The following is a 25,668-nucleotide window of genomic DNA, read 5'->3' on the forward strand; positions in this document are numbered from 1 at the left end:
ATAGTAAATACTACAAGTAGTAAAGTAGTGGAATAGTAGAAACTGAAAGTAGTAAAAACGTAAAGTAGTGAAGCAATGAGACGTTTATACCTTATTATAATATATATGTGTCTTACACTTGTCGTGGGAAGGGTTCATGCGCAGTATTACAGCGTGAACTACGACAAGCAGATCGTTGCCGCCATGGCTGCCGCATTCGGTGCTGGAGCTATGGCAGAGAGCTATTATAACGAGCAGGTGGGCGAAATCTTGAAGCACTACAATGCCGCAGAGGTTGCCACTGCCGGCATCTTCGCTGCCAAGTTCTTGGAGCGCAAGGCATTCACCGACCTCGGCATTTGGAGCAGTAGCACGGAGAACTACTATTACCGCCGCATCCACAATATGGTGGCGAACAAGATTATGCCCAAGATATGGACGGTGGCAGGAATGATGCTGAAAAGTCCGCAGACCGCCCTCTACTGGGGCAGTTACCTGATGAAGATATGCGCCGACACAAAGTCGCTGTGTATGCAGTTTGAGAGTGTCGTGACCAACAGTAGCTTGACCTTTGCCGACATTCAGTTCTTGGAAATCAACCAAGAGATAGCCGCCATCCTCAAACTCTCGGAGATAGGCAATGTAGATTGGCAGCAGCTGTTGGATGACATCGCCAGTGTGCCCGGCAACTTCACCGTGGAGAACCTCACCGCCGACATCGAGACGCTTTACAATATGGGAGCATCGTTGGCGACGGCAGGTATCAACGGGGCATCAGGCGCACTCTTGCAGCAGAGTGCCTTCAACGACCTTTTCAATGGCAAGGTGAGTAAAATCATCGACATCTATGACAACTACCATGACCTCTATGAACAGGCAGAGAACGGCATCGGCAGCACACTCCTTAGTCTGGTGGGTGGCGAGGACAACGTGGCAGCCCTCTTCGACCTCTCCAACTACAACATCACCTCGTGGATGACAGACTATCTGAGCGAGACGCAGGGCAACTACTATACACAGCGTTGGTACATTGCCCGACGAGACCAAGGCAGCGTAAGCCTCTGTGACTACTATCCGCCGACCGATGACAACAGTATTCTGAACGGTGACCATTGGTATCGTATCAACACCTCCGACCCCAACTTCTACCCTAACAGCACGCAGCGAGAGCAGATACTGGCCAACTCGGAGAACCATGCCGGATGGAGCCGCAGCCGTGTGCAGCAGCTCAACGCCCAGAGCGACGGCTTCACCTATACGATGAACTATTGGATGTCGTCGTACATCATCAGCCGTGGCGGCAAGCAGACCAAGAAGGCCTACGCCTACGAGATACACGTTACCAAGAGCTGGAACAACGTGGAAGAGGTGTATGAGGATGTCTTCGACTCCTACAGCATGGACTTGAATACCTTCAAGCGTCAGTTGCAGGCACGTCTCTCGGAGTATAACGACAACGAGGAGGGCTATGTCTATTACATCGGCAGTGACGCACGCCGTTACTATCAAGCCACCGATGCCGCCAAACTGAAGGGCGTGGAGAGCGTGACCATCAGCGTCACCTGTTCGGACGGTGTCACCCTCGGACAGGGCAGCACGCAGTACAAGTGCCGTGAGTGCGGCGGTTCGCTCAATGCCCACAGCAAGGAATGCGCCATGAGGACAAGCGTATCAGAAAATAATCTCGACCTATCGGAACTGGACGAGAAGGAACGTGAGGCGAATAGCAAGATAGCCCTGTTGGAGGCGCAGATAAGCCAGTTGGAGACAGAGAACAGGAACCTGCTCACGCAGATAGCCAATGCCTCTGTGGAGGAAGCCCCTGCCTTGCGGCAGCAACATAATGTCAACAAGACGAAGATAGACAACCTGAAGAAGGAATTGGCGACATGGCAGCAGCAGTTGGCAGACATACAGAATGCCAAGAGCGAGGCGGCTAACGACAATGCCACCTCCACCGATGACTACTACCGCATCCCTGCCATCATGCAGGATGTGAAGTCAGCCTACAATCTCACGTGGCAAGGTGCCGGTTCGTGGAACGGCTACACCTACGTCCGAACTGCCACCATGCCCAACATCAACGGCATTATCACCTTCAAGGCGACACTGTCCATTGCAAGGAAGCCCAAGTACTTCCTTGGCATCAAGATACACCGTGCGATACTGCAAATATCGTGGGAGCTGACCTCGGAATACACCGACACACAGGTGGTGGATGTGCTGACCCTTGACCCGAATGCCTCTGACGAGGAGAAGACGAGGCAGGTGAACAGCCGTATCTCGGAGATAGCCCAGGAGTTCCCGTCGTGCAGCATCACCACAGAATATGCCAAGAGCGAGGCAACCCAGACCGCCGACAATGACGATGTAATACACCTGCTCTGGTCGAGCGACCGTCTGGAGATAGCCCGTGAAGTAGATAGCCGTATCACCAAGATTTACGCCGACTTGGTATCATTAGAAAAAATGATGCACTACAAGCGCAGCATCATTGACGTGCTGAAGGACATTCTTCCTTCAATCGACGCAGACCAAGGTCGCAGAAGGACACTCATTGAAGAGTGCTACGAGCGATGGAGAGAGAATGCAGACCCTAACAGAGGGAATGGTGAAGATAACGAGAACGAAAACTGAGGGAGGAACGGAGAATGAGACATACCATCATCATAGCTCTCCTGCTGATTACCCTCTTCCCCAATACAGCCTTGGCGCAATGGGGATTCGATGCGGTATCGGTGGAAGCATACATCAACGACCACAAGAAGCAGCGCAGCCTCTTGCTGGCACGCAGCACTTTGGAGTACAGCAATCAACTGCTGCATGAATACAGCAGTGAAGAGGTGGGCAAATACAAGGAACTGAATGTGGATTTGGACAAATACACCCGGGCCTTCGACATCATCGATGTGATGTACCAGTCGTTGCGCACGGTGCTGAACGTGAAGAGCACCTACCAGACGGTGAGCGACCGCATCAGTGACTACAAGAACCTGTTGGAGGACTTCAATGATAAGGTCATCAAGCGGAAACACATCGAACTGGCTGACACGATGCTCATCAGCATCAACAAGAAAGCCATCGACAACATATACAACGAAGGAAGCCAACTCTACCATAGCGTCAACGACCTCGTGTTGTATGCCACAGGAGCGGCAGCCTGTTCAACTTCCGACCTGCTGATGGTGTTGGACAATATCAACAATTCGTTGGACCTGATAGAAAAACATCTGAACCAAGCCTACTTCCAGACATGGCGGTATGTGCAGCTGCGCATGGGCTATTGGAAGGAGAAGGTGTATCGGACGAGGACGAAGGAAGAGATACTGGAAGATGCCTTCAGCCGATGGAAAGTGGCAGGAAAACTTGACTATTGACGGATTGTAAACAAAAGAAGAACGGACATGAAGAAGACAATGATACTCATCATGGCGGTAGCAACCACCATCAAAGCCACAGCCCAGAGCGTGACCTACAACCACGACTCCTCCAAGCAGAACCAGATAACGGTGATGGAGACAGGTGGCGGTTCTCTCACCCCTGAGTTCTATTATTGGCTGTTACATAACAACTATAAGAAGACAGCGGCAGAGAAGAACAAGTTAGGTTTCCGCACTCTTGCCGGCATCAACCTCTACAACCAAGTAGATGATGCGGAGAAGATAGACTCTGCCCTCACCAAGCGTGCTGAGGTGGAAGCCTTGAACGTAGCCGACCGACAGATAGACCTCGCCTGGCTTGCCGAAAGCAGCAAGATCAACGGTCAGTTGGACAAGATGAAGGCGAACATAGACCATATCATCCCTACAGGAGGCACCATCAACGACAAGCGTCGGTGGGAGGAACTGTACAATATGTACCAGTGTGCCGTGAAAGCCACCAAGGATGCCTATATGCCCAATGCACAGAGAAAGCGGCAGTATCTTAGCATCTATGCCGACCTGACGACACAGAACGAGACACTACTGAAATACCTTGTGCAGCTCAACACCCAAAGCCAGACTACCGCCCTCTTGGCAGCCACCAACGACCGTGTAGTACATAAAGGCAGCATCATCAGCGATGCCAAGAGCCGTTGGCAGGAAAACATGAAGGGCGTGAGGAGCTCGACAGGCACTGACGGCGATGATGCCAACAGCGGTGAGGGTGAAGAAAGTGTGAACAGATAGAAATAAGGGAAGAGAAGAAATAATCACAAAACAGCATAGAGATATGAACGATATTCAGATTTTCAACAACGAGGAATTTGGAGCAGTCCGAACCACAGGAACACCAGAGCAACCCTTGTTCTGTTTGGCTGATGTGGCAAGAGTTCTTGGACTAAAAACCAGCAAGTTGGTACAACGACTTTCGGATGATGTACTTTCAAAGTACCCCATCTCGGATAGTCTTGGAAGAGAACAGGTTACAAACTTTATCAATGAAGACGGACTGTATGATGTCATCCTTGACAGTCGCAAACCCGAAGCCAAACGTTTCCGCAAGTGGGTGACATCGGAGGTGCTCCCCTCTATCCGCAAGCATGGTGCCTATATGACACAGCAGACCATCGAGAAGGCATTGGCAGAGCCAGACTTCCTGATACGGTTAGCAGTCAATCTGAAGGAAGAACGACAAAAGCGTCTGCTTGTCGAACAGGAGTGTGAACACCAAAGGACACGCATCGTTGAGTTGGGATCCAAGGTGGATGACCTGCAACAGGAGGTGACGGAGATGAAGGACAAGGTGAGTTACCTTGACATCATCCTTGCCACGAAGAGCAGTGTCCTGGTCACACAGATAGCACAGGACTATGGCGAGTCGTCCATCCGCTTCAACCGACGTCTGAAGGAGATGAACATCCAGTATCAGCGTGGCAAGCAGTGGATTCTGTATGCCGACTACAAGGACTGCGGTTATGTGACCAGCGAGACCTACCTCATTAAACACAAGGACGGTACGGAGGATGTGCGCATGAACACCAAATGGACACAGAAAGGTCGCCGCTTCCTCTATGAGAAACTGAAGAGCGTGGGAGTCATTCCTGTTATCGAAAGAACATAAAATAAAGAAATAGCTATGGAATCAATATCAAAAATACAGTTACGTCTCTATGCCGCCAAGAGGAAAAACGGCAAGTGGCAGTTGGAGATGTCAAGGATGCCGAAGCGAATCAGCGTTATCGGCAGGACACCCATCGTTGATGAGCATTATATGCCATCTGATTTAGAGGTAGTTTCAATGTCAAAGCTTCACAAATATGTCGGAAGTTACTACGGCAAGATTGTGAAGACCCTCAAAGAGGAAGGCATCATCACCAAGGAATATGGAATGTGGAAACTGCGTGAAGACCTTCAGGACAAGGGCATTGCGGTATATGTCACAGGCAGGATGCGCTGCTTCTACCACTTCTATCTGTCATGGACACCGAAAGGCATAGAGTTTATCAAAGAGATTATCAACAATAGAACCAGGCACTGATGGCAGACAACATACTCAGCGATTTCGGCATCAACATCCTCGAAGAGGAGATTGACGATGTGATATTCCAGACCAACGAGTTCCTGACCGATGCCACCTTCACAGGCTCACAAGGGCCGTTCTGGTGGATCCTCCAAATGTGTATGGCATTGGCGGCACTGTTCTCTATCATCGTGGCGGCAAGCATGGCCTACAAGATGATGGTGAAGAACGAACCGTTGGACGTGATGAAACTGTTCAAGCCCTTGGTGGTGAGCATCATCCTCTGTTGGTGGTACCCACCTGCTGACACAGGCATGACCAACAGCGGCAGCAGCTGGTGCGTATTGGATTTTCTATCCTATATTCCCAATTGCATCGGCAGTTACACCCACGACCTCTATGAGGCAGAGGCGACCCAAATTTCCGACAAGTTTGAGGAGGTGCAGCAGTTGGTATATGTCAGGGACTCGATGTACACTGACCTCCAGGCACAGGCAGACGTGGCGCATAAGGGCACATCAGACCCCAACCTGATAGAGGCGACGATGGAGCAGACGGGCGTGGACGAAGTGACCAACATGGAGAAGGATGCCAGCAAACTGTGGTTCACCTCACTGACGGCAGGGGCCGTGGTGGGCATCGACAAGATAGTGATGCTGATAGCCCTGATCGTGTTCCGCATCGGTTGGTGGGCGACGATATACTGTCAGCAGATATTGCTCGGAATGCTCACTATATTCGGTCCAATACAATGGGCATTTTCGTTGCTGCCCAAGTGGGAAGGAGCGTGGGCGAAGTGGCTAACCCGTTATTTGACAGTTCATTTCTACGGAGCCATGCTCTACTTCGTCGGTTTCTACGTCCTGTTGCTGTTTGATATTGTGCTCTGCATACAGGTAGAGAACCTGACGGCCATCACCGCCAGTGAGCAGACGATGGCAGCCTATCTGCAAAACTCGTTCTTCTCGGCAGGCTATCTGATGGCAGCGAGCATCGTGGCGTTGAAATGCCTGAACCTCGTGCCCGACCTTGCGGCATGGATGATACCAGAGGGCGACACCGCCTTCTCAACCCGAAACTTCGGCGAGGGCGTGGCACAACAAGCCAAGATGACGGCTACGGGAACCATGGCGACCGTGATGAGATAACATGTGAGTGTGCGGTGAGTCACCGCACCTCCTATTGAAACAAATAAAAGTAACCATCAAGAAAAATGAAAGCAAAAAATGAAATTGAGCGTTGGCTCAAAGATGAGAAATTCATGGCGTTTGCCAACAAGCGTGCAAAGGAAGAGTTTTTCAATTCCGAAAACAACTACATCGACCCACAGTATGAGGAGATGGCAGAAGGCTTTGAGGATAACGACGAGTATGTAGTGCCTATGGTAGATTACCTGAGTTATCGCTTGCATCGTGCCAAAATCTACAGAAATCGACGGAGACGTGAACGTGACATCTGGTGGGTGTGGATCCAACTGAAATACGAAGGCATCTACGTAGAGGCTTGCATCAAGTATTACGCCAAACTGGTGGAAGAAGTTGAGAAGGACATATACACCATCCTGCACCGTGAATATGTGAGAATGAAGAGAAATCAGACCTCAAACAAGCAGTAACGTATGGTAATCAAGAACTTAGAAAACAAAATCAAGCTGGTGGGCATCATCTGCTCTGCGTTCCTCATGGGCTGCATCATCATCTCGGTGTCGAGCATCTGGACGGCGCGCTGCATGGTGACGGACGCGCAGCAAAAGGTGTATGTATTGGACGGCAACGTGCCCATACTGGTGAACCGCACCACGATGGAGGAAACGCTGGATGTGGAGGCAAAGAGCCATATCGAGATGTTCCACCATTACTTCTTTACGCTTGCTCCCGATGACAAGTACATCCGCTATTCGATGGAGAAGGCGATGTATTTGGTCGATGAAACTGGTTTGGCGCAGTACAATACGCTGAAGGAAAAGGGCTTTTACAACAATATCATGGGTACGAGTGCCGTGTTCAGCATCTTTTGCGACAGCATCAAGTTCAACAAGGAGAAGATGGAGTTCACCTACTACGGTAGGCAAAGGATAGAGCGAAGGAGCAATATTCTGATGCGTGAATTGGTGACGGCGGGACAGGTGAAGCGCGTGCCGAGGACGGAGAACAATCCTCATGGACTGCTCATCACGAACTGGAGAACCTTGCTCAACAAGGATATTGAGCAGAAGTCGAAGTCAAACTTCTAATATCCTAGCGGTATGAGTGTAAAAGGAATCAGACGGATGCTTGTGGGCGAGGATATGCCCGACAAGAACGACCCCAAGTACAAGAAGCGGTATGAGAAGGAGGTGGCGGCAGGGCGCAAGTTTGCCAAGACCGCGAGGATAGACCGTGCGGCGGCTAAGGTGCAAGGCTTTGCCAATGCCCACAAGACGCTGTTTCTCGTCATCGTCTTCGGCTTTGTCGCCACGTGCTTCGGCATCAACATCTACAGGATGGTGCGGTATTACGGTCATCGGACGGAGGCTGCAAGTGCCATCGAGCGGCAGGAAGGGCGCATGAAGCAGATGATGAATGCAGCCCATTGCATCACTCCTCCCGTGACGCATCGAACCAACGAGGAGAATCGAGACAAGTCAGTAACATCAAAATCAGACAGCGATGAGAATAACAGATAAGATAAACTTCCGTCAGCCGAAGTACATGCTGCCAGCCATCGTGTACATCCCGTTGATTGCCACAGGCTATTTTGTCTTTGACATGTTCAATACGGAGGTGGCGGAAACGCAGGACAAGAACCTGCAGACCACCGAGTTTCTGAACCCCAACCTGCCCGGAGCGCAGATTAAGAATGGTGACGGCATCGGTGGCAAGTATGAGAACATGGCGAAGTCGTATGGTCGCATAGCAGACTATTCGGCTGTTGATAACATTGAGCGTGACAACGAAGAAGAGAAAGAAGCGTATGAATCCAAGTACACAGAAGAAGACCTTGCGGAACTCGTCCGTCAGGCAGAAGAGAAGGACGATGCAGCCGAAGTGGCCGATGCCAAGGCGCGAGAAGCGGAAGCACTCGAAGCACTCAACAAGGCACTCGCCGAAGCGAGGCTGAGAGGACAGGCGGCAGTTGCCCCCGTGGCCCAGGATACCACACAGGCTGGGCCTCCCAAGGAGCAGATTGAGGTGAAAGGTCAGATTGCCGAGGACAGCAAGGCGGTGAAGGCACTGGACGAGGAGGACAAGGCACAGGAGGTGGTGAAGAAGGTGAAGGTGACTTCGGACTATTTCAACACCCTGACGCAGAACGAGCATGAGCCAAAGCTCATCAAGGCCATCATTGACGAGGACGTGAAGGCTACGGACGGGTCGAGGGTGCGGCTGAGACTGTTGGACGATATTGAGATTGGTGAGACCGTGGTGAAGAAAGGGTCGTACCTCTATGCCACCATGAGCGGTTTCGGTTCGCAGCGAGTGAAGGGTAGCATCAACTCCATCCTTGTGGATGACGAGCTGATAAAGGTTTCGCTTTCGCTTTATGACACGGACGGACTGGAGGGACTGTATGTCCCCGGCAGCCAGTTCCGTGAGACCACGAAAGATGTGGCGAGCGGTGCTATGCAGAGCAACATGAACATCGACCAGAGTGGAGCGAACAACAGTTTCTCGCAATGGGGAATGCAAGCCGTGACCAATGCCTACCAGAAGACAAGCAATGCCATCAGCAAGGCTATCAAGAAGAACAAAGTGAAGCTGAAGTATGGGACGTTTGTTTACCTTGTAAATGGGAAAGAGAAAAGGAAATAGACACTGCCCGACAACGGAATTGTCGGGAACGGTGGCTCATAGAGTATAAACATCAAAAAATCAACTAATATGAATTGTTTTCAGAAAATGAATGTCTGTGCATTGCTTTCGCTGAGCGTGCTTTCAGCCAAGGCGCAGACCACCTACATGGAGATGGAGCAGCTGACGGTCAACGACCAAGTGACCACCGTCATCACCGCCTCCGAACCCATCCGCTTTGTCGATATATCCACAGACAAGGTGGTGGGCGACCAACCCATCAACAACACCATCCGCCTGAAGCCGAAGGACAACGTGTATGCCGACGGTGAGGTGTTGGCGATAGTGACAATCGTGACGGAACGCTACCGCACGCAGTATGCACTGCTCTATACCACGAGGATGCAGGAGGCAGTAACCGATAAGGAAATAGAATGCTCGGAGCGCAATGCCTACAACAATCCCGCTGTAAGCCTGTCCACTGCCGACATGACCAAGTATGCACGTCAGATATGGTCATCGTCTGCCAAATACCGCAACGTGGCGACGAAGATGCACCGCATGGTAATGCGCCTGAACAACATCTACAGCGTGGGCGAATATTTCTTCATCGACTTCTCCGTGGAGAACAAGACCAACATCCGCTTCGACATCGACGAGATGCGCATCAAACTATCGGACAAGAAGCAGAGCAAGGCTACCAATGCGCAGATAGTGGAACTGACCCCATCTCTTGTGTTGGACGATGCGAAGACCTTCAAGTATGGCTATCGCAACGTGATTGTGGTGAAGAAGATGACCTTCCCCAACGACAAGGTGCTGACCATCGAGCTGTCGGAAAAACAGATAAGTGGACGCACCATCTCGCTCAGCATCGACTATGAGGATGTGCTGTCTGCCGATTCGTTTAACCATATACTGTTGGAGGAGGAATAATGAGAATTAGGAATGAGGAATTAGGAGTGAGGAATTGGCTTGTGCATACCTTACTCGTTGTCATCTGTTTTATGGCAAGCATGACTCCGGCAATGGCGCAGCAGAATAGCGACCGCATATCCTTGGGGTTCGGATGCCTGTATGAGCGAGGACTGGACGTGACGCTGTCCTACGAGTATGAGACGAAGTACCACAATGCGTGGGAGTATTTTGCAAACGGATATATCAAGTGGAACGAGTGCGCATCGTGCGGTCATGTCTGTCCTGAGAGTTTTTGGAACAACTACCGCAGTTATGGTTTCGGCTTTGCCTATAAGCCCTGTGTGGCAAGAGGACGCAACCACCATGGCAACATGCGCATAGGAGCATCGGCAGGTAGCGATACTGACAGGTTCTTGGGTGGCATCCACCTCGGCTATGAGCAAAACTATACACTCAGACACGGCTGGAAGCTCTTCTGGCAGGTGAAGACCGATGTGATGATCAAGGGTGAAGACCTGTTCAGAACGGGTATTGTCCTGGGTGTGAAACTTCCTGTAAAATGACTATGCGTATGAAGAAACTGTTTTCAATCTTGGCAGTTGCGGCAACGGTGTTGCTGACTGCCTGTGACGAGCATCAGGACTTTCCCGACACAGCCATGAAGGTCACCCATATCTTGACCACTGACGGCAAGGTGATGCCCTACGAAACCTACGAGCAATCGTGCAAGCAAGCCATTGCAGTGGTGTTCAACGTCAATCAGAGGGAAGAAATGGAGGGAAACGGATATGCCGTCTATCTGTGGGACATCGCTCCCGAAGCCTTTGCTGACAGTATCGGTGTGGAACAGGACACATCCTGTGACCTCACCGCCTACGACGGCAACAAGAACACTTTTGCCCTTTATGGCACGACCGATGTGAAGTCGCCTTTGGCTGAGCGTGTCTTCGACATGTGGCGTTACGGGCAAAGTGCCTATATCCCCAGTGTGGCACAGATGCGTCTGCTCTATCATGCCAAGGACATCATCAACCCATACATCCTGAAATGCGGCGGCACACCTATCCCCGATGAGGATGATGACTGTTGGTATTGGACTTCAACGGAGGTAGAAGGACAAGCGACCGCCAAGGCATGGCTTTACTCACTGGGAAGCGGTGCCATACAGGAGACTCCCAAGTGGCAGCCGCATAAGGCGAGACCCATCATCACGATTATGGATTAGCCCATATACAGACATCGAGTATCACCCGTATCATCATCAAAGTACAACAATTAAAAAAGAAAAAGCATGAAAAAGAATTTGTTTCTAATGTTGGGACTTGGAGCCATGCTCCTCACGTCCTGTGACCAAGACATCGTCAATGAGATTTACCTGCCCGGTGGCGGAGGTTCTGTGGTCGTGACCGACAGCACATCAACCAAGCAGCTTCAGGTATTCACCAATCTGGAGATGCTGCAACCTGCCGTTTCCACACGAGCCGTTGACAACCAGTGGGAACTCAATGATATGATTGGCATCTCTTCCACAGGGATGATCAACAATATGAAGTTCACCCGAAGCGGCGGCACGAATCAGTTTGTGTCAGCCAACAAGGTGTTTTTCACGGACACAGACACTCACACCTTCAATGCCTACTATCCCTATACGGCAAATCCTACCAACGACCTCATAGAGTTCCAAGTGCCGGAGGCAGCTGTACAGAGTGAGCAGAAGGTCAATGATTTTCTGTTTGCCAGTGGAGCGGCATCATACGCCAATCCGAGCCTTACATTGAACTTCACCCATCAGATGGTGCGTGTCATCATCAAGGTCTATACCTCACCAGAATACGGTTTCACCACCAATGATTTTGCAGGAAGCCTACTCACGTTCGTCGGTTATTTTGACAGCGGTACTTTCAACATCAAGACCGGAAAGGTAGAATGCAGTGACGAGTCGGTGACGACCTATTATTTCGGCGACCCACAAAGTGACCACATGGAATATACGCTTTATGTTCCTGCACAGGTTATGCCAGACATGACATTGCAACTCAGCAATGGGGAGAACTTCGTATTCCTCACAAACGACACGTGGAAAGCGGGTCATTCCTACAGCTATTCATTGAAGCCTGTACGCAACACCTTGGAGGTCATATCTGCAACTATTTCTCCGTGGACAGTAGAGTCTGAGAAGACCATCAACGGCTACGAATAAAACTCATAAGAGGATTGGAGGGTGTCCACCGTGGCATCCTTCATCTTTTCTCATTATCACCCAACATCATCGTAAAGTAAATGGAAGAAAGCAAAGAGTTACAGGGTTTTTACAAGATATTCAGGGCGGTGATTTATGTCTCCATCCTGATGGAGTTCTTCGCCTACGCACTGGAGCCGGAGCAGTTGGACTTCTTGGGCGGCGTAGTGACGGATATCCACACTCGCATCAAGCGGTGGATGATTTACCATGACGGCAACCTCGTGTATAGCAAGGTGGCTACGTTCCTGCTGATATGTATCACCTGTGTGGGAACGCGCAACAAGAAGCATCTGGAGTTTGACGCTCGCAGGCAGGTGCTCTATCCGCTGCTGTCGGGAGTGCTGCTGATTGTGCAGTCCGTATGGCTGTTCGGTCATTCGATAATGCCCTGTTTCTATACCCTCCGTTTGAACACTTGGCTCTATATGCTCACTTCCATCGTCGGTGTCGTATTGGTGCATATCGCCCTCGACAATATCTCTAAGTTCCTGAAGGAAGGGCTGCTGAAAGACCGCTTCAACTTCGAGAATGAGAGCTTTGAGCAATGCAGGGAGTTGCAGGAGAACAAGTACAGCGTGAACATCCCTATGCGCTATTATTACAAGGGCAAGTTCCGCAAGGGATGGGTGAACATCGTCAATCCGTTCCGTGGCACATGGGTTGTGGGTACTCCTGGTTCTGGTAAGACCTTCTCCATCATCGAGCCGTTTATCAGGCAGCACAGCGAGAAGGGCTTTGCCATGGTGGTGTACGACTATAAGTTTCCCACTCTCGCCACCAAACTCTACTATCATTACTTGAAGAACAAGAATGCCAAGGACAGCAAGATGCCCCATGGCATGAAGTTCAACATCATCAACTTTGTGGATGTGGAGTATTCGCGCCGTGTGAACCCCATCCAGTTGAAGTACATCAACAACCTTGCCGCAGCGAGCGAGACCGCCGAGACCCTGCTTGAATCCCTGCAAAAAGGCAAGAAGGAAGGCGGCGGTGGCAGCGACCAGTTCTTCCAGACCTCTGCCGTCAACTTCCTTGCCGCCTGCATCTATTTCTTCTGCAACTACGGCAAGGAGCCCTACGACAAGGACGGAAAGATGCTGATTGCCGAGCGGCGTGAAGACCCAAAGACGAAAAGGCTGATACCCACAGGACGGGTGTTCGACCATTCGGGCGCGGAGGTGCAGCCCGCTTATTGGTTGGGCAAGTACAGCGACATGCCACATATCCTATCGTTCCTCAATGAGAGTTATCAGACCATCTTCGAGGTACTTCAGACCGACAACGAGGTAGCCCCCTTGCTTGGCCCGTTCCAGACTGCCTTTGCCAACAAAGCCATGGAGCAGTTGGAAGGTATGATTGGCACGCTACGTGTCTATACCTCCCGTCTCGCCACCAAGGAATCTTACTGGATATTCCACAAGGACGGCGATGACTTCGACCTGAAGGTCAGTGACCCGAAGAATCCAAGTTATCTGCTCATTGCCAACGACCCCGAGATGGAGAGCATCATCGGTGCACTGAATGCCTTGATTCTCAACCGCCTTGTAACGAGGGTGAATACAGGACAGGGCAAGAACGTTCCTGTCAGCATCATCGTCGATGAGTTGCCGACCTTGTATTTCCACAAGATAGACCGACTGATAGGCACAGCCCGAAGCAACAAGGTGAGCGTGGCACTTGGCTTTCAGGAACTTCCGCAGTTGGAAGCCGATTATGGCAAGGTGGGTATGCAGAAAATCATCACCACCGTGGGCAATGTGGTGAGCGGTTCGGCAAGAGCCAAGGAAACCCTCGAATGGCTGTCGAGTGACATCTTCGGTAAAGTAGTGCAACTCAAAAAGGGCGTGACCATCGACCGTGACAAGACCTCCATCAACCTCAATGAGAATATGGACAGCCTGGTGCCTGCAAGCAAAATCTCCGATATGCCCACAGGTTGGATATGTGGACAGACCGCCCGTGACTTCGTAGTCACCAAGACCGGGATGAACGGAAGCATGAACATCCAGGAGAGCGAGGAGTTCAAGACATCCAAGTTCTACTGCAAGACCGACTTCGATATGACGGAAATAAAGAAGGAGGAATCGGAGTATGTCCCTCTCCCTAAGTTCTATAAGTTCAAGTCGAAAGAAGAGCGAGAGCGCATCCTCTACAAGAACTTCGTTCAGGTTGGGGAGGACGTGAAAGCCATGATTAAAGAGATTCAGCAGTTCCGCACTATGATGTAGTGATATTGATTAGAGTGCGGTGAGACATCGCACCTCCTATATAAAATAATGTAATGAGAAGATACATCATCGTACTATTGAGCATGTTGGCCATCTGTAGCGTGCCCTGTCAAAGCCAAACCATTGACAGGGCACTGTTTGAACGGATGGTAGCCATTACCAAACACTTCGAGGGTTGGCACGACCCAAAGACCACACCGGGCTATGTGGGCTATGGTCACCAGCTACAGAAGGGAGAGCGTTTCCCGAAAACACTGACACGTCAGCGTGCAGATTTGCTGTTACGGACAGACCTCCTCCGGCACCTGCGCCTATATGCCCGTTATGGCAGGGATGCTTATCTGCTTGCCACCCTCTCGTACCAGATTGGACCAGCCAAGTTGTTAGGCAATGGACGATACCCGAAAGCGTCCCTGCTCACCCGATTGGAACGTGGCGACAGGGACATCCTGCCACTCTATCTGAGCTATTGCAAATGGAGGGGAAAAGCAGTGGCATCCATTAGGAAACGGAGGTGGGTGGAATATCAGCTGTTGTATGCCGAGCGGTGAGGCACCATCCCTCCTATACCTGTTTGTCTGTCACTTATATTATATATAAAGGTAATAATTGCAATTTCAATGTTAAAGTCAGAGCATTATGGCATCCATCAAATTAAAGTTCAGAACATCATCTGTTCAAGAGAAAGAGGGTCGCCTGTATTATCAGGTGATACACAATCGTGTGGCACGTCAGATCCATACAGAGTACAGAATCTATTCCTCAGAGTGGGATGCGGACCATTCAAACATCATTTTGCCAACTTCCGTCACTCCACAACGTCAAGCCTATCTTCTTTCCTTGAAAGATACATTGGATGCTGACAGGAAGAAACTGCTGTTGGTCATTGCACGGTTGGACAAGGAAGGGCAGTCATATACAGCAGACACCGTCGTTGACAACTTCCATGAGGGAAAAGAATTACATGGCATTATCGGCTATACGCTGGAGTTGAACGAAAAACTGAGACGCATCGGCAAGAAGCGGATGGTAGCAAGGTACAAAACCACCCTCAACAGCCTCCAGCGTTACCTGAAAGGAGGCGATGTGCCATTGGAGGAAGTCGATGGGACAACGATACAAGGCTATGAACAGTGGCTGAAAGACAGCGGACTGTGCCGCAACACCACCTCTTTCTACATCCGCAACCTGCGCACCATCTACAATCATGCCGTAGATGACGGACTGGTCATCTCTTCCTCACCGTTCAAGCATGTATATACCGGCATCGACAAGACCGTCAAGCGGGCACTCCCCTTGGAAATCATCAAGCAACTGAAAGAGCTGGACTTGAGTCTGAACCCCCGTTTGGAGCTTGCAAGGGATATGTTCCTGTTCAGTTTCTATACCCGTGGGATGTCGTTCATCGATATGGCACAACTTACACCAAGCAATCTGCATGGCAGTACGCTCATTTACCGCCGTCAGAAGACCTCACAACAGTTGCACATCAAATGGGAACCTGCCATGCAGGAGATAGTGGCGAAGTACAAAACAGATGATTCTCCCTACCTGCTCCCTATAGCAAAAGGAGAGGGAGCCATATTCTGGAGACAGTACAAGAATGCCTATAGCCGTATCACCAAGCAGTTGAAGAAAATCGGAGAAATGATAGGCCTGTCCGTACCCCTGACCACCTACGTAGCCCGCCACTCCTGGGCAAGCATAGCCAAGAGCAAGAACGTGCCCGTATCTACTATCAGCGAGGCATTGGGGCATGACTCCGAGAAAACCACACAGATATACCTCTCCTCATTGGACACCTCTGTCGTTGACAACGCCAACAATCTCATCATCAATTCTCTTTAGGAGGTGCAGCGTCTCACTGCACCTTTATTTCAATATTTATAACTATTGTATTGCGGTGTGATACCGCAACTATAATAAAAAAGTCGGGGATTGTTGAGCAAAAAGGTGTTTCTCTCTTTAAGAGAAACTCTTCGGGATGCAAAAATATGAAAATAACTCCAATTCACCAAATTATATAGCGACTTTTTTACAAAAATGCTAAAATTTGTTGATTTCCGTCAAGCAATTGTTGAGCAAATATGTCTTTTACGATAAAATGATACCTCAATATCAACTGTTTAGCAAAACGATATTTCTCTTAAAGAGAGAAACATCTTTTGCATACCTTTTCCGACCGAATTTTTATGTCGTAAAGAGGGGCTTTGCAGGGGGTGGACTCAGAAAGATGAGAATAGATGACTATTGTAGTTGAAACACATAGAAAGTTGCTGATATACAGACCGATACGCATATCTGGATGAACCATGAGTACGTTCTTTTCTCAAAAAACACATGTCAAAACAGTATGGTGAATGTATTGGACAAGGATAAGATACTGTGGTATGTCATGCGGGCCTACAAGAACGAGAATACTGCCGAAGATCGGCTCTCTAATGAAACGTATGGCTTAGAGTATTTCATACCCAAGCAGAAAGTCCTTCGCACTGTCAAGGGCAAGAAAGTCTTTTTCATGGTACCCGTCATCCATAGTCTGGTGTTTGTGCATGCAAGTCATCAGAAGATTGTTGATTTCAAACACAATTATTATTACGACCTACAGTTTGTCACATGGAAAAGTGGCGGAGAACTTGTCTATCTGACTGTACCTGATGAAGACATGACCAACTTCATCAAGGTGTGCAAGCAGGCAGATGAAGAGGTACACTTCTACAAAATCAGCGAAATCAACAAGGAAAAAGATAAAATCAACATTGAAAAAGGTAAAAGAGTAAGGGTACATGGCGGACCGTTCGACCAGGTGGAGGGCTACTTCATAAAAGTGGCAAAAAAGAGAGGTCGGCAGCTTGTCGTCATTATTCCCGACCTACTGGCGGTTTCAGCTGAGGTGAAGCCGGAATATATTCAAATCATAGACTGAGATTATGGAAACACGAATTACCCCCCCCCCGAATTGATTGATACAGAGGGATTAGTACAGGACAGACCGACACAAACGGCCTATTAAAGTTAGATAGAGAATGAGTTTAATTTGGATTGTCAACATCCTGTCGGTATTCTTCCTGTGCGTGTTTTTCGCAGGAATCGTGATACCGCAGATTCTGCTCATCGCCTTCCGCAGGCGACTGTTCGACGAGCCGGACGAGCGGAAGATACATCAGTGTGTAGTGCCTCGCCTTGGCGGTATGGCCTTCAAGCCCGTAGTGTTCTTCTCCTTTGTCCTGCTTTTGGCGGTCAATGTCTCAACCGGACATGATGAGCTGCTTAAGGAAATAGGCGCAGAAGCGTTGCCATTGGCATACGCCTTCTGCGCCATCATCATGTTGTACCTTGTCGGCATTGCCGATGACCTTATCGGTGTGCGCTACCGTGCCAAGTTCTTTATCCAGATAGTCTGCGGCATCATGCTGGTGGCTGGCGGAGTGGAACTGTCCGACCTTCACGGAATGCTGTTCATCCATTCCATGCCGTCGTGGATTAGCATCCCTCTCACCGTTTTCGTTACGGTTTTCATCATCAATGCCATCAACCTCATCGACGGCATCGACGGACTGGCCTCTGGGCTGTGCAGCATTGCCTTCCTGTTCTACGGGATGACCTTCATCTGGTTCCACCAGTATCTCTATGCCATGCTTGCCTTCGCTACTTTGGGCGTACTCATACCATTTTATTATTACAAGGAAATATATATCGAAACCGAACGAATTATCATTCGAAATTTCAAACAGAAGGATGCCGAAGGGTTGTTGGAGTATCTTTCCCATCCGCGTGTGAATTGCTTTGCCGGAGACCGCCTTTGTTCCAGAGAGGCGGCATGGGCATATATGCAGTATTCCCCGAAAGACATGCTGCGCTATGCGGTGAGTCTGAAAAAAGATGACTTCATTATCGGTGACGTGTTCGCTTTGCGTGAGAATGAAGACACTTATAATGTGGGGTGGCATTTCAACAAACGTTTTGAAGGCAAAGGATTCGCTTGTGAAGCGGCAGCCGGATTGTTGGATTATCTTTTCCGAGAGGCGGGCGCACGGCGTATCTATGGATTTGTGGAAGATGACAATATCCGCTCCAAACGCTTATGCGAACGTCTTGGTATGCGCCGCGAAGGATGTTTCAAAGAGTTTGTGACATTCGTAAACAATCCTGACGGCTCCCCAAAATATGAAGATACCTGTGTTTATGCCATTCTCGAAAAAGAGTGGAATACCATCCGTCAGTGGTGACACACCAAACCTATTATGAATTAATACAAAACAAGAAGAAAATATGAACAAGCAATTCATTATCACGAATTTCGCCGCATTTGCTCTCATGCTGTTCCTGCCGACCGGATGCAGGCAGGCGGACGGCAAGCAGGATGCGGTGCAGAGTTATCGGGTCATAAAGGTCGCGGCAAGTCCGGTGGAAATCTCCGAGTCCTATTCCGCCGCCATACGCGGACGGCAGGATGTGGACATCCTGCCGCAAATATCCGGGCGCATTATCCGTCTGAAAGTGAAAGAGGGTGAACGGGTGAAGACCGGTCAAGTATTGGCTGTAATTGACCAAGTGCCCTATCGGGCGGCATTACGCACGGCGCAGGCCAATGTCAGCGCGGCACAGGCAAAAGTGGAAACGGCAAGAATCGAGCTGCGGGGCAAGCAGGCATTGTTTGACGAGAAGGTCATATCCGACTACGAGCTTTCTCTCGCCCGGAACCAACTGGCAGTGGCGTGTGCTGAACTCGAACAGGCAAAGGCACAAGAATCGGATGCACGCAACAATCTCTCCTATACGGAAATCAAAAGCCCGAGCAACGGAGTAGTAGGCACATTGCCCTATCGCATCGGTGCGCTTGTCGGTCCCAATATGGCACAGCCTTTCACGGTCGTGTCCGACAATGCGGAGATGTATGCCTATTTCTCCATTTCGGAGAATATGCTACGGCGATATTCGGCTCGCTATGGCTCGATTGACAGCATGATAGCCGGGACGCCGGAAGTGGGCCTGCAACTCAACGACGGCAGCCTGTACAAGGCGAAAGGACGTATTGAAACCGTAAGCGGCGTGGTGGATCCTGTTACCGGAACGGTACAAATCAAAGCCCTGTTCCCCAATCCCGACCGCGAACTGTTGAGTGGCAGCATCGGCAATGTCATCCTTCAAAACCCGAAAACGGAGGCCGTAACCATTCCCATGACCGCCACCGTGGAACTGCAGGACAAGATTATCGCTTACCGTCTGAAAAACGGACAGGCGGAAGCCGCCTATCTCACGGTGGACCGCCTGAACGACGGCAACCGGTTTATCGTAAAAGAAGGTCTTTCGGTCGGTGACACCATTGTCGCCGAAGGCGTGGGACTGGTGAGAGAAGGCATGAGCATAACCCCTAAAAACGAAACGAAATGAACCTGCGATTTTTTATAGACCGCCCGGTGTTTTCGGGCGTTATCTCGGTGGTGATTGTACTGTTGGGCATGATTTCCATGTTTTCCTTGCCGGTGGAACAATACCCCGACATCGCACCTCCGACCATCAACGTATTCGCAACTTATCCTGGAGCAAACGCTGAAACTGTGCAGAAGGCAGTGATAACCCCTCTGGAAGAAGCCATCAACGGCGTGGAAGACATGACCTATATGACTTCCACGGCATCGAATACGGGCGATGCTTCCATCAACATCTATTTCAAGCAGGGAACCAACGCGGACATGGCGGCGGTAAACGTGCAGAACCGCGTGAACGGCGCGCTGAGCCAGCTTCCGGCGGAAGCCACCAAGACCGGTGTCACCACTGAAAAGCAGCAGAATGCCGAACTGATGACTTTCGCGCTCTATTCGCCCGATGACCGCTTCGACCAGACTTTCCTGAACAATTACTTGAAAATCAATGTCGAGCCGAGGCTGAAACGTATCAGCGGCGTGGGAAAGGCACAGTTGTTCGGTTCCAACTACAGCATGCGACTTTGGCTGCGTCCCGACAAGATGGCGCAATACGGGCTTATCCCCGATGACATATCCACCGTACTCGCACGACAGAACATCGAGGCCGCCACCGGCTCCTTCGGTGCCAATCATCCTACCGCCAATGAATACACGATGAAATACCGCGGACGCTTGTCCGGCGCGGAAGAGTTCGGTGAGTTGGTCATCAAGTCACTGCCGGGCGGCAATGTGCTTCGGCTGAAGGAGGTTGCCGATGTGGAACTGGGCGATGAATACTACAACTATTCCTCCGAAGTGAACGGGCATCCGGCAGCCATGATGCTCATCAACCAGAAAGCCGGGTCCAATGCTTCAAGCACCATCAAGGAGATTCACGAAGTGCTTGACGACCTCAGCCGGGACTTGCCCGAAGGGACGGAATTCGTGGTGCTTACCGATACCAACAAGTTCCTGTATGCTTCCATCAATTCTGTTATCCGGACACTTATTGAAGCGATACTTCTGGTTATCGTGGTGGTATATGTATTTTTGCAAGATATTAAGTCCACGCTTATTCCTACGATATCCATTTTCGTCTCCATTATCGGTACGTTCGCCGTGATGTCCATGATCGGCTTCTCCGTCAACCTGCTCACCCTGTTCGCGCTTGTGCTTGCCATCGGAACTGTGGTCGATGATGCCATTGTGGTGGTGGAAGCGGTGCAGGCGAAGTTCGACGAGGGCTATCAGTCTGCGGTTCTCGCGGCTGATGATGCCATGAAAGGCGTTTCGTCGGCTATCCTGACCTCTACCATCATCTTTATGGCAGTGTTTTTCCCCGTTGCCATGATGGGCGGGACTTCGGGAGCGTTCTACACGCAGTTCGGTATCACGATGGCTGTTGCCGTGGGAATCTCGGCAGTCAATGCCTTCACACTCTCACCGGCACTTTGCGCGCTGCTGCTGAAACCCTATATCGATGAGCAGGGCAACACCAAGAACAATTTTGCAGCCCGTTTCCGTAAAGCGTTCAATGCCGTCTTCGACCGTCTGAGCCGACGCTATGTACGTGGAGTGATGTTCATTATCCATCGCCGATGGCTGTTGTGGAGCATCATAGGCATTTCTTTCGGGTTGCTGGTGCTGCTGGTCAATGTCACAAAGACGGGACTTATTCCCGAAGAGGACACCGGGACGGTCATGGTGAGCATGAACACGAAGCCCGGCACATCCATGGCTCAGACAAGTAAGGTGATGGAGCGTATCAACAGCCGTCTCGACAGCATCGGCGAGATTGAATACAGCGGTGCGGTCGCCGGTTTCTCTTTCAGCGGTTCCGGTCCCTCGCAGGCGATGTATTTCGTGACACTCAAAGACTGGGAGCAGCGTAAGGGAGAGGGGCAGTCGGTCAATGATGTCATCGGAAAGATTTATGCCGCCACTTCGGATATTCCCGATGCCACGGTGTTCGCCATGTCGCCTCCGATGATTGCCGGGTACGGCATGGGAAACGGTTTCGAGCTTTATTTGCAGGACAAGGCGGGCGGAAACATCGCCGCCTTCAAGGAAGAGGCAGACAAGTTTGTCGAAGCCTTGTCGCAGCGACCCGAAATCGGCGAAGTCTATTCCTCCTTTGCCACGGATTATCCGCAATACTGGGTGGATATCGATGCCGCCAAATGCGAACAGTCGGGTGTGTCGCCCGCAGATGTGCTTTCCACATTGTCGGGCTATTATACCGGACAATATGTTTCCGACTTCAACCGGTTCTCCAAGCTCTACCATGTGACCATGCAGGCTCCGGCGGAATATCGTGTGAATGCGGAATCCCTGCACCACATGTATGTGCGTGCCACCGATGGCGGCATGTCGCCTTTGAGCCGGTTCGTGCGCCTGACCAAGACCAACGGCCCGTCAGACCTCACCCGTTTCAACCTGTTCAACGCCATCTCGATTAGCGGGTCTCCGGCTCAGGGCTACAGTTCGGGGCAGGTGCTCGAAGCCATCGGCGAGACGGCACGTGAAGTGCTTCCGTCAAATTACACATACGAGTTTGGCGGCATTTCGCGTGAGGAAAGCAAGACGACCAACAATGCCACGCTTATATTCCTGCTCTGCATGGTTCTGGTCTATCTGATTCTGTGCGCCTTGTATGAGAGCGTGTTCATACCCTTCGCGGTTCTGTTGTCGGTGCCTTGCGGACTGATGGGCAGTTTCCTGTTTGCGTGGCTCTTCGGTCTGGAGAACAACATCTACATGCAGACCGGACTTATCATGATTATAGGCCTGCTTGCCAAGACAGCGATCCTGCTTACCGAATACGCCGGTAAACGGCGGTCGGAAGGCATGACGCTGGCACAGGCGGCATACAGTGCGGCAAAAGTCCGCCTGCGCCCCATATTGATGACTGTGTTGTCCATGGTGTTCGGTCTTGTCCCGCTGATGATGGCGCACGGAGTGGGTGCCAACGGCAGCCGTTCGCTTGCCACAGGTGTAATCGGTGGAATGATTGTAGGTACTTTGGCTCTGTTGTTCCTTGTGCCGTCATTGTTTATTGTATTCCAATATATCCAAGAACGTGTTAAGCATAATTAAATGAAGAAGACAGTAATATATATCATATTGTCGGGATGGATGCTTGCCGGCTGTGGCACATACAGCCGGTATCATCGCCCTGACCTCTCAACGGAGAATCTGTATCGGGACATGCCGGCGGACATTGATACAATGACCATCGCGTCCCTGTCGTGGCGGGAAATGTTTACCGACCCGAAACTCCAGTCCTTGATTGAAACCGGACTTGAACGGAACGCAGACCTCAATGTGGCACGGTTACGCGTGGAAGCGGCAGAAGCCGTCCTGATGACTGCCAGACTATCATATCTTCCATCACTGGGACTGACTGCCGAAGGTAATGCCAATAAACATGACGGAGCAACGGCAAAGACATATAATGTGGGAGCGTCGGCAAGCTGGGAACTGGACATCTTCGGCAAACTTACGGCGGCAAAGCGTGGCGCAGCCGCCGCATTACAAGGAAGCCGTGCCTACCGGCAGGCCGTACAGACACAGCTTGTCGCCACTATTGCAGACAGTTACTACACCCTTGCCATGCTTGACGCACAAATGACAATAAGTAACCGGACTTTGGAGAACTGGCGGACTACCGTACGCACTCTTGAAGCGTTGAAAAAAGTGGGGAAATCAAACGAGGCTGGCGTATTGCAGGCAAAGGCGAACGTGATGCGACTCGAAGCATCCCTGTTATCCATACGCAAGAGTATTTCCGAAACAGAAAACGCCCTGTCTGCGATACTTGCCATGCCGTCACACTCGATTGGACGAAGTGATCTGGCCGAGGCTGCTTTCCCCGATACTGTCTCGATCGGAGTCCCTTTGCAACTGCTTTCCAACCGTCCCGACGTGCGTCAGGCTGAAATGGAACTGGCGCAAGCATTCTACGCCACCAATGCGGCCCGTGCCGCCTTCTATCCCAATATTACCCTCTCGGGAATTCTTGGATGGACTAATAACGGCGGTGGCGTAATCGTAAATCCCGGACAATGGTTACTTAATGCCATCGGTTCCCTGACACAGCCGTTATTCAACCGGGGCGTAAACATCGCCAACTTGAAGATAGCCAAAAGCCGTCAGGAAGAAGCCAAACTGTTGTTCCGGCAATCATTACTGAACGCAGGAAAGGAAGTGAACGATGCTCTGACCGCATGGCAGACGGCAAAATCGCAAATTGAAATCAATGCTCGGCAGGTTGAAACATTATGCGACGCTGTGCGAAAGACAGAATCGCTGATGCGTCATTCCAATACCACCTATCTGGAAGTGCTGACCGCCAAACAGTCTCTTCTCGAAGCGGAAGTGCAACAGTTACAAACTCGTTTTGAACGCATACAAAGTATAATTAAACTTTACCATGCGTTGGGAGGAGGAATGTAACTTTACAAGAATTATAACCTAATACTGAACCATGTTGTGTAATTTTTATATTTCAGTCGTCATAAACTTATAAATAAGTAATTTAGTATGCAAAAACAAATTAAAAAGTCTTCTCTTTTTTTGAAGAGAAGCAACACCTGACCCACTTCGCTACCGAACAGGATGTAGCAGAAGAATTGTTTGAGTTACTCTTAGAAGCGAGAGAACTCTATCTTCAGGATGTGATTTTGAATGGCAAGCGGTATGACCGCTATGTGGATGACTTCATCAACAGTCATCGGTATATCAACTGCAACAGTGCAATTTGCCGAAACTGCCACGAGATGAACATCCACATCGTCAAGGGACTGCTGAACGAATGCGCCCACCTTATCCAGCCTCTTTTTGAGGCATCCGACTTCTCCTTTGAGAAGTGTATGGAGTTACAAAGGAAGTATGACCGCTCGGAACCGTTGCCGCCATACAGTTGGCACGGAGCAAGGGGGCTTTTGTGTATGGCATCTGCAACGTCGTGGGTGCCTCTATCCCAAGAAATACGGATTCCGGGACATACATCCATGTAGGACCTGAGATAGGTGTGGCTTCTACCAAGGCTTTTACAGGACAGGTAACGGTGCTGATGCTGCTTGCCCTCTGCGTGGGACAGATGCGTGGTACTGTGGATGATGCAACCGTAGAGAGGATTGTCCGGGAGTTGAAGAACATGCCCCTATATATAAAAGATGTGTTGGGACTTGCTGACAAAATCAAGAACTTGTCGAAGATATACACCTATGCCCGCAACTTCCTTTATCTCGGTCGTGGGTACAACTACCCCACCGCCCTTGAAGGTGCGTTGAAGCTGAAAGAAATATCCTATATCCATGCGGAGGGTTATCCTGCTGCGGAAATGAAGCATGGACCGATTGCACTTGTAGATAGCGAGATGCCCACGGTGGTCATTGCTCCAACGGACTCGCTGTATGACAAGATAATCAGTAATGTAAGGCAGGTGAAGGCGCGTGGCGGTACGGTTGTCGCCATCATTACCAAGGGCAATGACGCAATGAAGGACATCGCCGACCATTGCCTTGAAGTGCCCGACGTACCCGAATGCCTTACACCTCTCGTTGTTTCCGTCCCATTGCAGTTGCTGGCCTATTACATCGCCATCAACAAGGATAGGAATGTTGACCAGCCAAGAAACCTTGCTAAATCAGTTACCGTAGAATGAATAGAATATTATC

At 50.4% G+C, this 25,668-nt stretch carries 22 protein-coding genes and 2 pseudogenes; all 24 read left to right on the forward strand.

All coding sequences use genetic code 11. The features are described from left to right. The first annotated feature begins 75 nt into the window (after nt 1-75). Nucleotides 76-2,616, forward strand: a complete 2,541-nt coding sequence (locus HMPREF9446_RS16700) for a hypothetical protein (RefSeq protein ID WP_005816117.1) — start codon at nt 76-78, stop codon at nt 2,614-2,616. Nucleotides 2,617-2,630: 14 nt separating this feature from the next. Continuing rightward, on the forward strand, nt 2,631-3,356 hold the full coding sequence (locus HMPREF9446_RS16705) for a hypothetical protein (protein WP_005816118.1): 726 nt from the start codon (nt 2,631-2,633) through the stop codon (nt 3,354-3,356). 27 nt (nt 3,357-3,383) lie between these two features. Continuing rightward, the gene (locus HMPREF9446_RS16710) at nt 3,384-4,148 is read left to right on the forward strand and encodes a DUF5045 domain-containing protein (protein ID WP_005816119.1); all 765 of its coding nucleotides are present in this window, start codon (nt 3,384-3,386) and stop codon (nt 4,146-4,148) included. Between the two features lie 43 nt (nt 4,149-4,191). Next, the gene (locus HMPREF9446_RS16715; protein WP_005816120.1) at nt 4,192-5,022 is read left to right on the forward strand and encodes a phage antirepressor; all 831 of its coding nucleotides are present in this window, start codon (nt 4,192-4,194) and stop codon (nt 5,020-5,022) included. Nucleotides 5,023-5,037: 15 nt separating this feature from the next. Then, the gene (locus tag HMPREF9446_RS16720) at nt 5,038-5,439 is read left to right on the forward strand and encodes a hypothetical protein (protein ID WP_005816121.1); all 402 of its coding nucleotides are present in this window, start codon (nt 5,038-5,040) and stop codon (nt 5,437-5,439) included. After that, nucleotides 5,439-6,569, forward strand: coding sequence for a hypothetical protein (locus HMPREF9446_RS16725; RefSeq protein WP_005816122.1), 1,131 nt, complete (start codon nt 5,439-5,441; stop codon nt 6,567-6,569). Before HMPREF9446_RS16720 ends, HMPREF9446_RS16725 begins: the two co-directional genes overlap by 1 nt. 65 nt (nt 6,570-6,634) lie before the next feature. Continuing rightward, nucleotides 6,635-7,036: a hypothetical protein gene (locus HMPREF9446_RS16730; RefSeq protein ID WP_005816123.1), complete on the forward strand. Its 402-nt coding sequence runs from the start codon at nt 6,635-6,637 to the stop codon at nt 7,034-7,036. A 3-nt stretch (nt 7,037-7,039) separates the two neighbouring features. After that, nucleotides 7,040-7,654 (forward strand): conjugative transposon protein TraK, encoded by a 615-nt coding sequence (gene traK / locus HMPREF9446_RS16735; protein ID WP_005816126.1) that lies wholly within the window; start codon nt 7,040-7,042, stop codon nt 7,652-7,654. Nucleotides 7,655-7,666: 12 nt separating this feature from the next. Continuing rightward, entirely contained in the window at nt 7,667-8,086 is a 420-nt protein-coding gene (locus HMPREF9446_RS16740; protein ID WP_005816127.1) for a hypothetical protein, read from the forward strand. After that, nucleotides 8,070-9,212 (forward strand): conjugative transposon protein TraM, encoded by a 1,143-nt coding sequence (gene traM / locus HMPREF9446_RS16745; RefSeq protein WP_005816128.1) that lies wholly within the window; start codon nt 8,070-8,072, stop codon nt 9,210-9,212. Before HMPREF9446_RS16740 ends, traM begins: the two co-directional genes overlap by 17 nt. Before the next feature lie 69 nt (nt 9,213-9,281). Further along, nucleotides 9,282-10,127 carry a conjugative transposon protein TraN gene (gene traN, locus HMPREF9446_RS16750; RefSeq protein ID WP_005816133.1) on the forward strand — a complete coding sequence of 282 codons (846 nt, stop codon included), beginning with the start codon at nt 9,282-9,284 and terminating at the stop codon, nt 10,125-10,127. A 71-nt stretch (nt 10,128-10,198) separates the two neighbouring features. Beyond that, nucleotides 10,199-10,672 (forward strand): hypothetical protein, encoded by a 474-nt coding sequence (locus HMPREF9446_RS16755; protein ID WP_425285375.1) that lies wholly within the window; start codon nt 10,199-10,201, stop codon nt 10,670-10,672. A gap of 8 nt (nt 10,673-10,680) precedes the next feature. Beyond that, the gene (locus tag HMPREF9446_RS16760) at nt 10,681-11,334 is read left to right on the forward strand and encodes an Lcl C-terminal domain-containing protein (RefSeq protein ID WP_005816136.1); all 654 of its coding nucleotides are present in this window, start codon (nt 10,681-10,683) and stop codon (nt 11,332-11,334) included. Between the two features lie 66 nt (nt 11,335-11,400). After that, nucleotides 11,401-12,309, forward strand: coding sequence for a fimbrillin family protein (locus HMPREF9446_RS16765; RefSeq protein WP_005816138.1), 909 nt, complete (start codon nt 11,401-11,403; stop codon nt 12,307-12,309). A gap of 80 nt (nt 12,310-12,389) precedes the next feature. Beyond that, entirely contained in the window at nt 12,390-14,579 is a 2,190-nt protein-coding gene (locus HMPREF9446_RS16770) for a type IV secretory system conjugative DNA transfer family protein (protein WP_005816140.1), read from the forward strand. A 53-nt stretch (nt 14,580-14,632) separates the two neighbouring features. Then, entirely contained in the window at nt 14,633-15,130 is a 498-nt protein-coding gene (locus tag HMPREF9446_RS16775; RefSeq protein ID WP_005816141.1) for a lysozyme family protein, read from the forward strand. 88 nt (nt 15,131-15,218) lie between these two features. Further along, a complete protein-coding gene (locus tag HMPREF9446_RS16780; protein WP_005816149.1) occupies nt 15,219-16,427 on the forward strand; it encodes a putative resistance-associated DNA invertase in 1,209 nt (402 codons plus the stop codon). Between the two features lie 505 nt (nt 16,428-16,932). Further along, nucleotides 16,933-17,505, forward strand: a complete 573-nt coding sequence (locus tag HMPREF9446_RS16785; RefSeq protein ID WP_008021340.1) for a UpxY family transcription antiterminator — start codon at nt 16,933-16,935, stop codon at nt 17,503-17,505. Between the two features lie 100 nt (nt 17,506-17,605). Continuing rightward, the gene (locus HMPREF9446_RS16790) at nt 17,606-18,808 is read left to right on the forward strand and encodes a GNAT family N-acetyltransferase (protein WP_008021343.1); all 1,203 of its coding nucleotides are present in this window, start codon (nt 17,606-17,608) and stop codon (nt 18,806-18,808) included. 43 nt (nt 18,809-18,851) lie between these two features. Then, complete coding sequence (locus HMPREF9446_RS16795) at nt 18,852-19,973, forward strand: efflux RND transporter periplasmic adaptor subunit (protein WP_005809248.1); 1,122 nt, start codon at nt 18,852-18,854, stop codon at nt 19,971-19,973. Beyond that, the gene (locus HMPREF9446_RS16800; RefSeq protein ID WP_009126928.1) at nt 19,970-23,083 is read left to right on the forward strand and encodes an efflux RND transporter permease subunit; all 3,114 of its coding nucleotides are present in this window, start codon (nt 19,970-19,972) and stop codon (nt 23,081-23,083) included. Before HMPREF9446_RS16795 ends, HMPREF9446_RS16800 begins: the two co-directional genes overlap by 4 nt. Then, entirely contained in the window at nt 23,084-24,442 is a 1,359-nt protein-coding gene (locus HMPREF9446_RS16805; RefSeq protein WP_005816221.1) for an efflux transporter outer membrane subunit, read from the forward strand. 137 nt (nt 24,443-24,579) lie between these two features. Continuing rightward, nucleotides 24,580-24,894, forward strand: a pseudogene (locus HMPREF9446_RS19245) (hypothetical protein); the annotation flags it as partial. Then, nucleotides 24,891-25,655 (forward strand): annotated as a pseudogene (locus HMPREF9446_RS16810) (SIS domain-containing protein); the annotation flags it as partial. The pseudogenes HMPREF9446_RS19245 and HMPREF9446_RS16810, both read left to right, overlap by 4 nt. Nucleotides 25,656-25,668: the final 13 nt, after the last annotated feature.

It is taken from the genome of Bacteroides fluxus YIT 12057 (assembly GCF_000195635.1).
In the GTDB taxonomy this organism is placed as follows: Bacteria; Bacteroidota; Bacteroidia; order Bacteroidales; family Bacteroidaceae; genus Bacteroides; species Bacteroides fluxus.